This is a genomic window from Nocardiopsis sp. CNZ308 (assembly GCF_004217075.1).
Genome location: NZ_SHKJ01000001.1, coordinates 4132497 through 4146218, shown reverse-complemented (window position 1 = coordinate 4146218; position 13722 = coordinate 4132497). Strand labels below are relative to the sequence as shown.

The following is a 13722-nucleotide window of genomic DNA, read 5'->3' as shown; positions in this document are numbered from 1 at the left end:
ACGAAACCCCTCTATGACCAGCTTTATTACAGTTTGGTTTCCCTTTTTGCGACATTTGCTCTACTCTCACGCGCTAGGCGCTCCGCGTCGGGCCCGCCGCCCTTCCCCCGCGGCACTCTCCCGGAGCAGCCGCGCGCATCCCGCGCGCTCCCCGACACGGGTTCACCCGAGACCCGCGGGGCACGAGCGAGGGCCGGCCTGAGCGCGGACCCCGCGCGAGCGGCGCCCCGTCGCGCCCGTGCCCCGACGTCCCACTTCCCGAGGAGGGCCCCATGGCGCGTGGTCGCCGAGGCAGGCGCAGGAAGAGCGCCGACCGACACCGCCGTACCGGGCGCGGACTGCGCTCGATACCGCTCGCGGTCCCCATGGCCGCGGTCCCCGTCGGCCTGGTCGTGGCGGGCGCTCTGCTGTTCACCGGTGCGGACTCCGGCCTCAACCCCTTCCAGAACACGGCGGACGGCCAGGCGCAGGAGGGAGGGCTCGGCACCGCGGTCACCGACGACTCGCTCGTGCCCGAGGCCTCCGAGGACGCCGACTTCTTCGCCTCGCCCACCGCGACGCCGCAGCGCGAGCCCGCGCCCTCCGGGGAGGGCGTCGAGCCGCAGAGCGCGCAGGCCTCCTCCGTTCCCGAGGACGGCGGGGACGAGGACACCGGCGGCGGTGGCAGCGGCAGCGGCGGCAGCGGCGGTGGCGGCTCGGAGTCCGGCGGCGGGGGCTCAGGCGGCGGTGGCGGTGGCGGCAACGGCGGCGGTGGCGGCGACAGCGGTTCGGACGCCCCCTCCGGCGGAGTGACCGAGCAGGTCGTGACCCTGGTCAACGCCCAGCGCGCGGACGCCGGCTGCGGCCCGCTGCGGGTGGACTCACGGCTGACCGCCGCCGCCCAGGAGCACAGCGAGGACATGAACCGGCGCGACTACATGAGCCATGAGAGCCCCGAGGGCGAGGGCCCCGGGGACCGGGCCGACCGCCACGGCTACGACGCCTGGGGCGCGGAGAACGTCGCCAAGGGGCAGACCAGCCCCCAGCAGGTGATGGACGCCTGGATGAACAGCGACGGGCACCGCAGGAACATCCTCAACTGCGCCCTGGTCGCGATCGGCGTCGGCGAGTCCGGCAACGCCTGGACCCAGATGTTCGGCTGGGAGTAGCCCCCCGGCCCGCACGCGTCGGGCCGCCCTTCCCGGGAGGGGAGGGCGGCCCGACGTGCGCGAGGAGAGCGCGGCGGCTGGGCTCTAGTGGAGAAGGAAGCCGCCGCTGTGCCTCGCCGGGGCGGGCGGAGAGCGCGGAGGCTGCGTACCGTGTGAAAAGGGGATTCGAACCCCGAGAAGGAAGCCTCCGCTGTGCCGCCCGGGGAGAAGGCTAACCCGCTCCTGCCACGGACGCCACACGGTTTTCCGGGCGGTCACACCGCCTCGGGGTCGGGCAGCAGGGAGGGCAGGTCCGCCAGCGCGGTCGCCCGGACCCCCTCGGGCAGCCCCTCGGGGCGCTCCAGCCCCAGGTAGGCCACCCGGCGCCCGGCGACCTCCTCGGCGGTGGGCGGCTCCCGGTACTCCCGCACCTCGGCGCCCGCGCCCGCCATCAGGTCCACCAGGTGCCGGACGGTGAGGTAGCGGCGCTCCACCACGGCGCGGGCCATCAGCCGGGCGGACGCCCCCGTCTCCTCGACCCGGTTGAAGTGCTGGCGCCCCCGCAGGAACAGGTGCGTCCAGCAGGCGCTCCACCGGCCGCCGCTCCCCCGGCTGAACACCAGCGGGACCAGGACCCGGGACTCGCCCTCCAGGTCCGAGCGCACGCGCACGGTCCGCGGCTCGAAGGGCATGCCGCGCTGGTCTCCGTCCCGGGTCATGTAACCGAAGAAGGCCTCCGGCAGGAAGGTGAACCGGTCTCCCTCGTAGACGAGCACCTGCGGCACCACGTGCCGCACCCGCTCGTCCAGCGCGGACAGGTCCAGGTCGATCATCTCGGTGGCGCCGTCCGGCGCGGGCGCCGCCACCAGGTCGCCGGAGTGGGTCGTCGCGCCCTGGCCGAGGTTGGTCCAGGACACCTGGCCGACCGGGGCGAAGTCCTGGTCGAGCAGCTCCACCGACAGGTCCAGGTCGGTTTCCCGGGTCGGCGTCTGCGTCCAGTGCACGAAGAACCGCAGCCGGTCCCCCTCGACCCCGGTGCGGCTGCCGCGCGGCAGCACGCCCATACCCTTGGCGGCTCCCCTCCCCGAACGCGGCACGGCCACCGGGAGCACGGCGGGGTCCACCAGGAGCAGGTCGTGGACCGGCAGGCGCCGGGCGATCAGGCCGTCCAGGGCCTCCAGCACGGCGGCGGTGTCGGCCCCGGGCAGCGGCGGTCGGCTGTCGGGGGCCGTGTACCCGCGAGCGGACTGGTTGGCGAACAGGCGCACCAGGCCGGGAACGTCCCGGTTGGCGAGCTGTTCGCGCGCGGAGACCAGCACCCGGCCGGAGACGCGGTCGCCGACCTCGCGCAGACGCGCGGCCAGCGGCTCCCCGGTACCGGCCCCGCCGGCCGCCAGGATCCGGTCCAGAGCGCGCACCAGCGTTCCCGGCGCGGTGGCCAGCAGGTCCACGGCGGCGGTCACGTCGCCGTCCAGGAAGGCCGCCTCCACACGGGCGTCGAAGGTGCGCACACGGCGGTCGCCGCGCGCCACCGCGAACACCTCGCGGGCGTGCTCCCACACCGGGTACTCGTGCGGGTGCAGCCCCTCCCCCAGCCGCTTCCACGCCTCGGTGTGGCGGCCCACGTCGGCGAGCTTGCCGGGGTTGTCGGCGATCACCGCGTCCAGGGCGGCGAGCAGCGCACGCCGTTCGCGGCGGCGGAAGGAGCGCGGGCGGGCGGGCCGGGCCAGGGCGGGGTCGCCCCCGGAGAGGGCCTGGGCCAGGCGCAGCACGTCGGTGGCGGTGTCCACGCGCGGGGCGTGTCCGGCCCGCACGCGGGCGGCGTTGACCACGGCTCGGTTCTCCCGCACGGGGATGACCCGCGGCGGTTCCCGATCGGCGCACTCGTCGGCGAGCACGGCCAGGAGCGCCAGGTCGGCCTCCCCGAGCGGGACCGGGCTCCCCGCCAGGTCCTCGTACAGCGCGCGGGTCTCCTCGGCCAGGGGCGCGCCCAGGTGGAGCGGGGTGAGCCGGTCCTTGGCCCCGGGGGCGAACGCGTCGCGGGCGGCGGCGAGTTCGGCGTAGGTGTGCTGGTAGCGGCCGTAGGAGGGCAGGTCGAGCAGGTTGATCCGCCCCTGCGGGAGCGCCAGGTGGACCGGACCGGCCGGATCCCCGATCGCCGTGGCCAGGCACCACGCCCAGAACTCGACGGTGTCGGGGACGTTGTCGGGGAAGTCGCGGAAGTAGACGTTGTGCTCGGCGGAGGCTCCGACGAGACGCCGGACCGCGTCCAGGAGGGGCCCGGCCTCGCGCAGCACGGCCTCGGGGGCGAGGCCTTCGAGGCGGGCGCGCAGCCCGCCGGTGAGCGTGAAGCCCACGGACAGCAGCGCCGCGTCGAGCCGCCTGGTCGCGGCGCCGCCGTCTCCGGGCTCGCCGGACGGCTCGGGGACGCGCAGGGTTCTCCGGATGATCTCGCCGTACACCATGCACGGCATCGTGGCACTCCCCCGACCGCCCGCGCCACGGCTTTTGCCCGCTCCGTCACCCCGTGCGCGGACAGCGTCCGCGCCTACCGCCGCGGTCCCGGAGTCCTCGGCGAACGCGTCGGCGCCGACCGGTAGTGTGGACCGCCGTCGCGACCCCTCGCGGCCCGACGGGAGGTGGCCCTGTGCGCGAGCTGAGTGAACTGGTCGAGGTGGACGAACCCGCCTGGCCGCTGCTGTCCGAACGCCTGGAGCGGGGCGGGGCCGCCGTGCGCGCCCTGCCCGTCGACCCCGAGCGCGGCCGCACGTGCCTGCACCGGCTCCAGGTGACCGCGCGCTCCTTCCTGGGCGCGATGGCTCTGGAGTCCGGCGGCCTGCTCCTCGACGGCGGGTGGCTGCGCGTGCACGGCGGCGGCGGGGCGGAGCTGCCCGGTCTGGGCGAGGTCAACGACCTGAGCGCGGCGGTGGTGTACGGCCCGCCGCCGCGGCTGGTGGTCGCCCACGACGTGCTGGGCGGGGTGTTCGCCCTCAACGGGCCCGCGGCCGAGGGCGGGGACTATCCCGGCAGGCCCGGGGAGATGGTCTACTTCGCGCCCGACTCCCTGGAGTGGGAACCGCTGGAGACGGCCTACTCCGGCTGGATGCTGTGGCTGCTGGACGGCCACCTGGAGGACTTCTACCGCGCCCTGCGCTGGCCGGGCTGGCGCGAGGAGGCCGAGGCGCTGGACCCGACGCGGGGGTTGTCGCTGCACCCCTTCCCCTGGACGGCCGAGGCGCGCCAGGACATGGCCGCCACCTCGCGCAGGCCGGTCGCGCTGGGCGAGCTGACCGGCGCGCACCGGGAGTCGTGCGCCACCCTGGGCCTGCCCGACCCCGGGCCGTTCGGCCTGCTCTAGCGGCCGGGAGACGGGCCGGGGCCGCGACCGGCGGTCGCGGCCCCGCACGCCCCCGGGCGTGCGCGCGTCAGACGCGCGCGATGGCGCTGCACAGCGCCTTGAGCGAGGCCGTGGTGATGCTGCTGTGGATACCCACGCCCCACACCACGCGGCCGTCGATCTCGGCTTCCACGTAGGCGGCCGCGCGGGCGTCGCCGTCCCCGCCCATGGAGTGCTCCACGTAGTCCATGACGCGGACCTTGACGTCGACGTCGGTCAGGGCGTCGCAGAACGCGGAGATGGGGCCGTTGCCGGTGCCGGTCAGCTCGCGGATCTCGCCGTTGACCCGGGCGTCGGCCTCGATCCGGTAGGTGCCGTCGCTGCCGGTGGTGGAGCGGTGCGCCAGCACCGCGACCGGGCCGCCCTCGGCCAGGTAGGTCTGGGAGAAGATCTCCCAGATGCGCCCGGCGGCGAACTCGCCGCCCTCGGCGTCGGTGAACTTCTGGATGACCTGGGAGAACTCGATCTGGAGGCGGCGCGGCAGGTCCAGAGAGTGGTCGCGCTGCATGATGTAGGAGACGCCGCCCTTGCCGGACTGGCTGTTGACCCGGATGACGGCCTCGTAGTTGCGGCCCACGTCCTTGGGGTCGATGGGCAGGTAGGGCACGTCCCAGACGTACTCCTCCACCGGGGTCCCCGCGGCGTCGGCGGCCTCCTGCTGGGCGACGAAGCCCTTCTTGATGGCGTCCTGGTGGGAGCCGGAGAAGGCGGTGTAGACCAGGTCGCCGCCGTAGGGGTGGCGCGGGGCGACCGGCAGCTGGGTGCAGTGCTCGACGGTGCGGCGGATCTCGTCGATGTCGGAGAAGTCGATCCGGGGGTCCACGCCCTGGCTGAACAGGTTCATGCCCAGGGTGACCAGGCAGACGTTGCCGGTGCGCTCGCCGTGCCCGAACAGGCAGCCCTCGACGCGGTCGGCCCCGGCCATGACGGCCAGCTCGGCCGAGGCCACGCCGGTGCCGCGGTCGTTGTGCGGGTGCACCGAGACGACCACGTGCTCGCGCCGGGACAGGCTGCGGCTCATCCACTCGATCTGGTCGGCGTAGACGTTGGGCGTGGAGCGCTCGACGGTCGCGGGCAGGTTGAGGATGATCTCGCGGCCCGGGCCGGGCCGCCAGACGTCCATGACGGCCTCGCAGACCTCCAGGGCGAAGTCCAGTTCGGTGTCGACGAAGATCTCGGGCGAGTACTCGTAGCCGAAGTACTCGGTCTCGCCCAGGTACTGCTCGGCGAAGCGCATGACGTGCCGGGTGCCCTGGACGGCGATGTCCTTGCAGGCCTCGCGGTCCACGCGGAAGACGACGCGGCGGAAGGTGGGCGCGGTGGCGTTGTACAGGTGCACGGTGGCGCGCCTGGCCCCGACCAGGCTCTGCACGGTGCGCTCGATGAGGTCCTCACGGGCCTGGGTCAGCACCGAGATCTGTACGTCGTCGGGGATCGCGTCGCCCTCGATCAGGGACCGGACGAAGTCGAAGTCGGTCTGGCTGGCTGCGGGGAAGCCGACCTCGATCTCCTTGTAGCCCATCCGCACCAGCAGCTCGAACATCTCGCGCTTGCGGGCGGGGTCCATCGGCTCGATCAGCGCCTGGTTGCCGTCGCGCAGGTCCGTGGACAGCCAGCGTGGGGCCTCGGTGATGCTCTTGGAGGGCCAGGTGCGGTCGGGCAGGTCCACCGGCGCGAAGGGCTTGTAGCGGTGGAAGGGCATGGGGCTGGGCTTTTGCTGCGGCACCATCTCGGTGGCTCCTCGGGTGGATCTGGCGCTTGGTCATGGTCGACCAGGACAAGCCGAAGTCCCGCGGCGAGGGAGCCGACCTTTTAACGACCCCCGCCGCGGCCGCTAAGGAGAAGCAGCTCGCGCAGCATAACGGTCCTCACGCTAGCAGACGGCCCGTCGGAACTGGTACCCGGTGTCCATATGTTGGGACGGGCGTCACATGACCTGGGGATCCTCCTCACGGAGGGCGCGCACGGCGGGATTCACCCCCTTACCGGTACCTCGACCTCAAGAGACCGGCGGGGTGTCTGTAACATTTTCGGTGAACCCTTCAGTGCTAGGGGGGTTGTTCCAGATCCCGTCGACGGGGCCCGGGGTGCGGCCAACACCCGGGACCGCCGCCGGCAGCGCGGTCACCGCGCGCCGGCGGCCGGGCCGGTCCCGTCGACGGGATTTCGCGTCAGGCGTCCAGGGCCGGGTAGTCGGTGTAGCCGCGGTGGTCGCCGCCGTAGTAGGTGGCCCGGTCGGGAACCGCGACGGGAGCGCCGGTCCTGATCCTGGCCGGCAGGTCGGGGTTGGCGATCCAGGCCGCGGCCATCGCCACGGCGTCCGCCCGCTCCTCGGCCAGGGCCGCGGTGGCGGGTCCGGTGTCGGTGCCGGAGGCGGGGTTGAGGACGAGGGTCCCCGGCCACTCCTTGCGCAGCGCGTCGGTGTACTCGGCCGAGGCCGACTCCGTCAGGTGCAGGTAGGCCAGCCCGGGACGGCTACGCAGCCCGTCCAGGAGCGCGAGGTACTGCTCCAGGGGGTCGCTCTGGCTGATGCCGTTGAGCCTGCTGGCCGGGGAGACGCGCAGGCCGGTGCGGTCGGCGCCGACGGCCTCGACGACCGCGTCCACGGCCTCCAGGGCGAAGCGGGCGCGGTTGGCGGCGCTGCCGCCGTACCCGTCGGTGCGCCGGTTGCTGCCGTCGGAGAGGAACTGCTCGATGAGGTAGCTGTTGCCGCCGTGCAGCTCCACCCCGTCGAAACCGGCGGCGATCGCGTTGCGCGCGGCCGCGGCGTGGTCGGCGAGGGTCTGGTCGATGTCGGCGGCGGTCATCTCACGCGGCACCGGGTGCGCGAGCTTCTGCTTGCCGTCGTACATGGACGCGCCCGAGGCGATGGGGGAAGGGCCGACGGGCAGGCCGCCGTCGGGGTAGAGGCTGGGGTGTCCGACCCGGCCCGCGTGCATGAGCTGGGCGAAGATGTGTCCGCCGCGCTCGTGCACGGCGTCGGTGACGCGCCGCCACGCCGCGACCTGCTCGTCGCTGTGCAGCCCCGGGGTGTCGGTGTAGCCCTGGCCTCGGACGCTGGGCTGGATGCCCTCGGTGATGATCAGCCCGGCGGAGGCGCGCTGGGCGTAGTACTCGACGGCGAGGTCGCCGGGCACGCCCCCTCGGCAGCGCGAGCGCGTCATCGGGGCCATGAACAGGCGGTTGGGCAGGTGCAGGCGGCCGATCCGGACGGGATCGAACAGGTCGCTCAAGGCGGGCTCCGTGGTGTGCGGGTCGAGAGGGGTCATGCCCTCGGGGACGCCCTCACGTTAGGAGGACCCGCCGCGGGACCGTTGACCGGGTACTCTCCGGCGGACCGCCCGCACCCGCCGGACGCGACCACCGTGTGGCCACATCCGGCCATACGGTGACCACTCGCGCACGGAGCGGAAGCGGGCTTCACCTGCTTGGAGCGCTAAACAAGTCAGTTCGCCACTTTCGTCACCGAAAGTTAGTCGTATTGACAGTAAGTACGGTTCTCTCTTGCAATAACGCCACATATTCGACGCCTCACCCCCACTTACGGAGGCATCGTGGCAACCCTCACCCCACTCAGAGTCCTCGCCCCCGCGACCGTCGGCGCGCTCCTGTTGAGCACGCTGGCCTCGGGCGCCGCCGCCGCCGAGCCCTCCCACGGCCTCTACGAGGTCCACGGCGCGGTCACCGCTCGGGACCGCACCGGGATCGCCGCCACCGGAGCCGCCATCGACCAGGTAGGGGACGACTCGGTCCTGGTCACGGCCACCCCCGACGACGCCGCGGAGATCACCGGTCTCGGCTACGACGTCGAGGTGTTCGACCCGCCCCGGCCCCTGGCTTCGCCCGACCCCGGCTACACCACCTATCCCGAGCTGCTCGACGTCATCGACGAGGTCGTGACCGCCAACCCCGGCATCGCGGCGAGGTCGGTCATCGGCCGCTCCCACGAGGGGCGCGAGCTGGTCGCGGTCAAGATCAGCGACAACGCCGCCGTGGACGAGGACGAGCCAGAGGTCCTGTTCGTCCACGCCCAGCACGCGCGCGAGCACCTCACCGTGGAGATGGCCGTCCACCTCATGCGCATGCTCACCGAGGGGTACGGCGACGACGACCGGATCACCGAACTGGTCGACGGCCGCGAGATCTGGATCCTGCCCAACGTCAACCCCGACGGCGGCGAGTACGACATGGCGGGCTCGAACTGGCGCAACTGGCGCAAGAACCGGCAGCCCAACACGGGCTCCTCCGCCCTGGGGACCGACCTCAACCGCAACTGGGACTACATGTGGGGCTGCTGCGGCGGCTCCTCGGGCAACCCGAGCAGCCTCACCTACCGCGGCTCCGCGCCCGAGTCGGCGACCGAGGTGCGCGCGGTCGCCGACTTCGTGCGCGGACGGGTCGTCGGCGGGGAGCAGCAGATCACCGCCGCCGTGGACTTCCACACCTACAGCGAGCTCATCCTGTGGCCGTTCGGCTACACCTACGGGGCCGTCGTGGACGGGATGACCGCCCAGGAGTACCGGACCCATGAGGCGCTGGGCGAGTACATGGCCGAGGCCAACGGGTACACACCCCAGCAGTCGAGCGACCTCTACGTCACCGACGGGTCGATCGGCGACTGGCTCTGGGGCGACCAGCGGATCGTCAACTTCACCTTCGAGATGTACCCCGCAAGCGCCTGGGAGGGCGGTTTCTACCCGCCCTCCTCGGTGGTCGGGCGCGAGACCGCCCGCAACGAGGAGGCCGTGCTGCGCCTGCTCGACTACGCGGACTGCCCGTACCGGATCATCGGCGCGGAGGCGGACCACTGCGGCTGAGGCTTCCGGCCCCGGGCGGCGAGCCCGGGGCCGGAGGCGGTCAGAACTCCCCTTGGCAGGCCTGCTGGACCTTGCCCTGGCCGAAGGACTCCACGTAGGTCTCGTCCGGGGCCAGTTCCAGGTAGCCGTCCGTCTGGGCCCCGTAGACCAGCACCGGGTCGGTGCCGTTCCACTTGAACTGGAGCTGGCAGTCGTCCGTGGCCTCGTAGGTGGCCCACCAGAACCCTTCGGAGTCCGGTGCCGTGATCCTGAGTTCGTCACCGGGCAGACCGCTCTCCACCAGGAGTTCCTGGAACTCCTCCTCGGAGCCGTTCTGGGAGGAACAGGCGGAGGAGGCGAGCGCGACGGCCGCGATGGCGGCCGCAGAGAGGAAACGCGCGTGGGGGGACATGCTTTTCCAACTTCCGAGAGTGCCGACGACGGCTCCGTTGCGTTATCCCGCTCCCTGGCACGGCGGATCCGTCGTCAAGGTGAGTCCACGTTTACGCAGGTGCGGGCCGGAGAAAACACACGTCGCGAAACACTCCGGACACAACCCCGTAACGGCGGGTTCACCTGTGTCCGGTGTGCCCCGTTTAGTCCACTGTGGCAGGCGTTCCGCACGGGGCACACGCGCTCTCAGACCCCCGGGACCGGCTCGAACTCGCGGACCGCGTCGATCGCGGGCCCGTGCGGCGTGTTGGCCTCGCGCTCGATCATGATCTCCACGAGCACCGGCCGCGAGGTGGCCTGGGCCTGCTTGCGGGCCCACTCCAGGGACTCGCGGATCTCCCCGGGTTCCACGACGCGGCGCCCGGAGCAGCCGTAGGCCTCCATGAGCTTGACGTTGTCGGTGCCGTACTCGTCGTAGTGGATGTCCACCTGGTAGTTCATGTCGAAGGGGATCGAGGCCTGGCGGATCAGGCCCAGGTACTCGTTGTTGAGCATGATGATGACGTAGGGCACGTCGTACTGGGCGGCCACGGCCAGTTCCTCGACCATGTACTGGAACCCGTAGTCGCCGACGATCCCGACGACCTCCGCGTCCGGCTCGGTGTGCTTGAGCGCCTTCTTGACGCCGATGGCGGCGGGGATCTCCCAGCCGAGCGGGCCCGCCTGGCCGCAGATCTGGTAGTGGCGCGGCTTGTACGCCTTCTGGTGCTGGCCTCCCCAGATCTGGTAGAGGCCGATCGCGGTGACGAAGTAGGTGTCCTCGCCGAAGACCTCGTTGATCTCCTTGTAGACGCGCGGCGCCTTGACGGGGACCGTGTCGAAGTCCTCGCGGCGGGTCAGGGTGGCCTTGAGCTCGGCGACCCGGTCGATCCAGGGCCGCACCTGGGCCTTGGCGCCGCGGGCGCGTGCGGCGGCGAGCAGCTCGCGCAGGAACAGCCGCGCGTCGGAGACCACGCCCAGGTCGGGTTCGAAGACCCGGCCGATCTGGGTGGCCTCGATGTCGACGTGGATGAACCTGCGCTCGCCCCGGTAGACGTCGATCTGCCCGGTGTGGCGGTCGGCGAAGCGCGCGCCCACGGCCAGGACCAGGTCCGACTCCAGGAAGGAGGCGTTGCCGTAGCGCTGGGAGGTCTGCACACCGGTCATGCCCGAGTACAGCGGCGAGTCCTCGTCGAAGGAGCCCTTGCCCATGAGGGTGACCTGCACCGGGACCTGGAGGTGCTCGGCCAGCGCGCGCAGGTCGTCGGAGGCCTCGGCGGTGATCACGCCGCCTCCGGCCAGGATCAGGGGGCGCTCGGCCTCCAGCAGCATGTCCAGCGCGCGCTCCACCCGGGGCTGGTGCGGCTCGACGGCGTTGACCTTGAGCGGCGCGTCGATGGCGGGGTCGTAGTCGATCAGCTGCTGGGCGACGTCCACGGGGATGTCCACCAGGACGGGGCCGGGGCGCCCCTCCCGGGCGATCCGGAACGCCTCGCGGAAGATCCAGGGCGCGGTGGCGGCCTCCTTGACCTGGACCGCCCACTTGGTGACGGGCTTGGCGATCTCGACGATGTCGACCGCCTGGAAGCCCTCCTTGTCCAGCAGGTCGGTGCGCTGCTGGCCGGTGATGCACACGATCGGGACCGAGTCCGCGATGGCCGTGTACAGGCCGGTGATCATGTTGGTCCCGGCGGGGCCGGAGGTGCCGATGGCCACGCCGACCCTGCCGGTGGTCCGGGACCAGCCGTCGGCCATGTGGGTGGCGCCCTCCTCGTGGCGGACGGTCAGGTGCTCGATGCCGCCGACCTGTTCCATCGCCTTGTAGAGGGGCAGGATGGCCGCGCCGGGGCAGCCGAAGGCCGTGTCGACGCCCTCGTCCTTGAGGACCTCCACGACCGCGTTCATCGCGGGCATCTGTGGCATGGGAAGCGAACCCTTCAGTGCTGGGGGTGCTGGTGGCTGTGTGGTGGTGACTCTGTGTCGTGATGACGCTGTGTGCTAGGGGTGGTGCCGGGGTGCCGCTGGGGTGCGGGCGAGCCCGCAGGTGGGTCCGGACGGCGCGCGGGCCGTGTCCGCCGGTGCGGCCAACACCGGGGAGGGACGGCGCGGGGCCGGGTGCGGACCCTGGCCTGTGAAGGGCCGGTCCGCTACTTCTCGGAGCGGTCGGAGAGCTGCTCGACGATCTTCAGCAGCGCGGAGTGGTCGAGGCCGCCGTGGCCCTGGTGCTTGAGCGCGCCGACGTACTGCGCGACCTGGGAGCCCAGCGGGATCGCGACCCCGGCGGCGCGCGCGGAGTCGGTGACGATGCGCATGTCCTTGTCGTGCAGCGCGATCCGGAAGCCCGGGGTGAAGTCGCGCTTGCGCATGGCGGCTCCCTTGCGCTGGAGCACGGTGCTGCCCGCGAGCCCTCCGCCCAGGACCTCCAGGCCGGACTCGGTGTCCACCCCGTGCGCCTCCAGGAAGACCAGGGCCTCGGCCAGGAGCTGGATGTTGCCCGCGACGATGAGCTGGTTGGCGGCCTTGACGGTCTGGCCGGAGCCGTTCGGTCCGACCAGGACCGGGGTGGTGCCCAGGACGTCGAAGAGCGGCCGGGCCGCTTCGAAGTCCTCCGCGGCGCCGCCGACCATGATGGAGAGCTTGGCCTCGACCGCGCCCGCCTCGCCGCCGCTGACGGGGGCGTCCAGGACGCGCAGGCCGCGTTCGGCCCCGGCCTCGGCCACCGCGCGGGACACGTCCGGGCGGATGGTGCTCATGTCGATGACCAGGGTGCCGGGCTTGACGTTCTCGAAGACGCCGCCCTGGCCGAGCATGAGCTCCTCCACGTCCGGGGAGTCCGGGACCATGGTGATGACGGCGTCGGCGTCGGCGACGGCCCCGGCGACGCCGCCCCCGCGCAGGCCGCCCTCGGCGACCAGCGCGTCGACGCGCTCGGGGGAGAGGTTGTGGCCGGTCACGGTGTACCCGGCGCGGACGAGGTTGACGGCCATGGGCAGACCCATGATCCCCAGGCCGATGAAGGCGATCTTCTTGACGGGCACGAGGGCCCCCTTCGTGACTGGTGTGCTGCTGGTGCTGTGCTGCGGGTGCCGTGTGGCCGGTGGCGGGGTGCGCGGCTGGGGAGTCAGTTGAGCCAGCCGAAGCTCTGGGCGCTGGGCACGGTCGGCTTGTACTCCAGGCCGACGAGCCCCTGGTAGCCCCCGGTCTGGGCGGCGGTGAGCAGTTCCTCGATGGGCAGCCGTCCGGTGCCGGGCTCGCCGCGTCCGGGGGTGTCGGCGATCTGGATGTGTCCGAACTCGGCGGCGTGGTCGCGGACCGCGGCGGCGAAGTCGTCGCCGTTGACGGCGAGGTGGTACAGGTCCGCCAGGAGGGCGACGTTGTCCGCGCCCGCCTCCCCGGCCCGGGCGACGAACGCGAGCCCGTCCGCGGCCGTGGTCAGGGGGTAGCTCTCGGCCCCGCTGATGGGCTCGATGAGGACGGTGCCGCCGACCGCCGCCACGGCCTCGGCCGCCGCGACGGTGTTCTCCAGGGCGGTCCGGTCCTGTTCGCCGGGGTCCACCCCCGGCTGGCGCAGGCCGTAGAGGGCGTTGAAGCCCGTGGCGCCCGTGCGCTCGGCGATGCGCACCACGACCTCGATGTTGGCGCGGAACTCGGCGCTGCGCGAGGGGTGCGAGAGCACGCCCCGGTCGGGGCCGGGCAGCTGGCCCGCGAAGAAGTTGAGGCCGCTGAGACGGACCCCCGCCCGGTCCAGGGCGGAGACGAAGGCGTCGATCTCGTCCTTGGGCGGGGTCGGGCTCTCGAACGGCCACCAGAACTCGACGGCGTCGAAACCCGCCTCCCGCGCCGCCCGGGGGCGGTCGTTGAGGGGGAGCTCGGTGAACAGCAGCGAGCAGTTCACCGTGTACCCCAGGGTGTGGCTCATACCTTGCCTCCAGCATCTACTTCCACTATGTGGAAAGTAGTTTTCGCTTTA

General features: G+C 72.4%; 10 protein-coding genes. 3 read left to right on the top strand and 7 right to left on the bottom strand.

Annotated elements, in window-relative coordinates; all coding sequences use genetic code 11:
• The first annotated feature begins 272 nt into the window (after positions 1-272).
• Entirely contained in the window at positions 273-1148 is an 876-nt protein-coding gene (locus tag EV372_RS17910; RefSeq protein ID WP_486483994.1) for a CAP domain-containing protein, read from the top strand.
• Positions 1149-1402: 254 nt separating this feature from the next.
• On the opposite strand, the gene EV372_RS17905 is transcribed toward EV372_RS17910, so the two are convergent.
• Positions 1403-3601 (bottom strand): TerD family protein, encoded by a 2199-nt coding sequence (locus EV372_RS17905; RefSeq protein ID WP_130396910.1) that lies wholly within the window; start codon positions 3599-3601, stop codon positions 1403-1405.
• A 173-nt stretch (positions 3602-3774) separates the two neighbouring features.
• Between EV372_RS17905 and EV372_RS17900 the strand changes: the two genes are divergently transcribed.
• Positions 3775-4485, top strand: coding sequence for a DUF2625 domain-containing protein (locus EV372_RS17900; protein WP_130396909.1), 711 nt, complete (start codon positions 3775-3777; stop codon positions 4483-4485).
• Positions 4486-4552: 67 nt separating this feature from the next.
• Here EV372_RS17900 and leuA read toward each other — a convergent pair whose 3' ends face one another.
• Together leuA and EV372_RS17890 are read right to left on the bottom strand one after the other, a co-directional pair.
• Positions 4553-6253: a 2-isopropylmalate synthase gene (gene leuA / locus EV372_RS17895; RefSeq protein ID WP_130396908.1), complete on the bottom strand. Its 1701-nt coding sequence runs from the start codon at positions 6251-6253 to the stop codon at positions 4553-4555.
• A 442-nt stretch (positions 6254-6695) separates the two neighbouring features.
• A complete protein-coding gene (locus EV372_RS17890; protein WP_130396907.1) occupies positions 6696-7757 on the bottom strand; it encodes an alkene reductase in 1062 nt (353 codons plus the stop codon).
• A 321-nt stretch (positions 7758-8078) separates the two neighbouring features.
• On the opposite strand from EV372_RS17890, the gene EV372_RS17885 reads away from it, so the two are divergent.
• Entirely contained in the window at positions 8079-9341 is a 1263-nt protein-coding gene (locus tag EV372_RS17885) for a M14 family metallopeptidase (protein WP_130396906.1), read from the top strand.
• 40 nt (positions 9342-9381) lie between these two features.
• On the opposite strand, the gene EV372_RS17880 is transcribed toward EV372_RS17885, so the two are convergent.
• The 4 genes from EV372_RS17880 to EV372_RS17865 form a co-directional block, all read right to left on the bottom strand.
• Positions 9382-9732 (bottom strand): hypothetical protein, encoded by a 351-nt coding sequence (locus EV372_RS17880; RefSeq protein WP_130396905.1) that lies wholly within the window; start codon positions 9730-9732, stop codon positions 9382-9384.
• A 227-nt stretch (positions 9733-9959) separates the two neighbouring features.
• Positions 9960-11675, bottom strand: a complete 1716-nt coding sequence (gene gcl / locus EV372_RS17875) for a glyoxylate carboligase (RefSeq protein WP_130396904.1) — start codon at positions 11673-11675, stop codon at positions 9960-9962.
• A gap of 224 nt (positions 11676-11899) precedes the next feature.
• Entirely contained in the window at positions 11900-12790 is an 891-nt protein-coding gene (locus EV372_RS17870; protein ID WP_130396903.1) for a 2-hydroxy-3-oxopropionate reductase, read from the bottom strand.
• An 83-nt stretch (positions 12791-12873) separates the two neighbouring features.
• A complete protein-coding gene (locus EV372_RS17865) occupies positions 12874-13671 on the bottom strand; it encodes a TIM barrel protein (protein ID WP_130396902.1) in 798 nt (265 codons plus the stop codon).
• Positions 13672-13722: the final 51 nt, after the last annotated feature.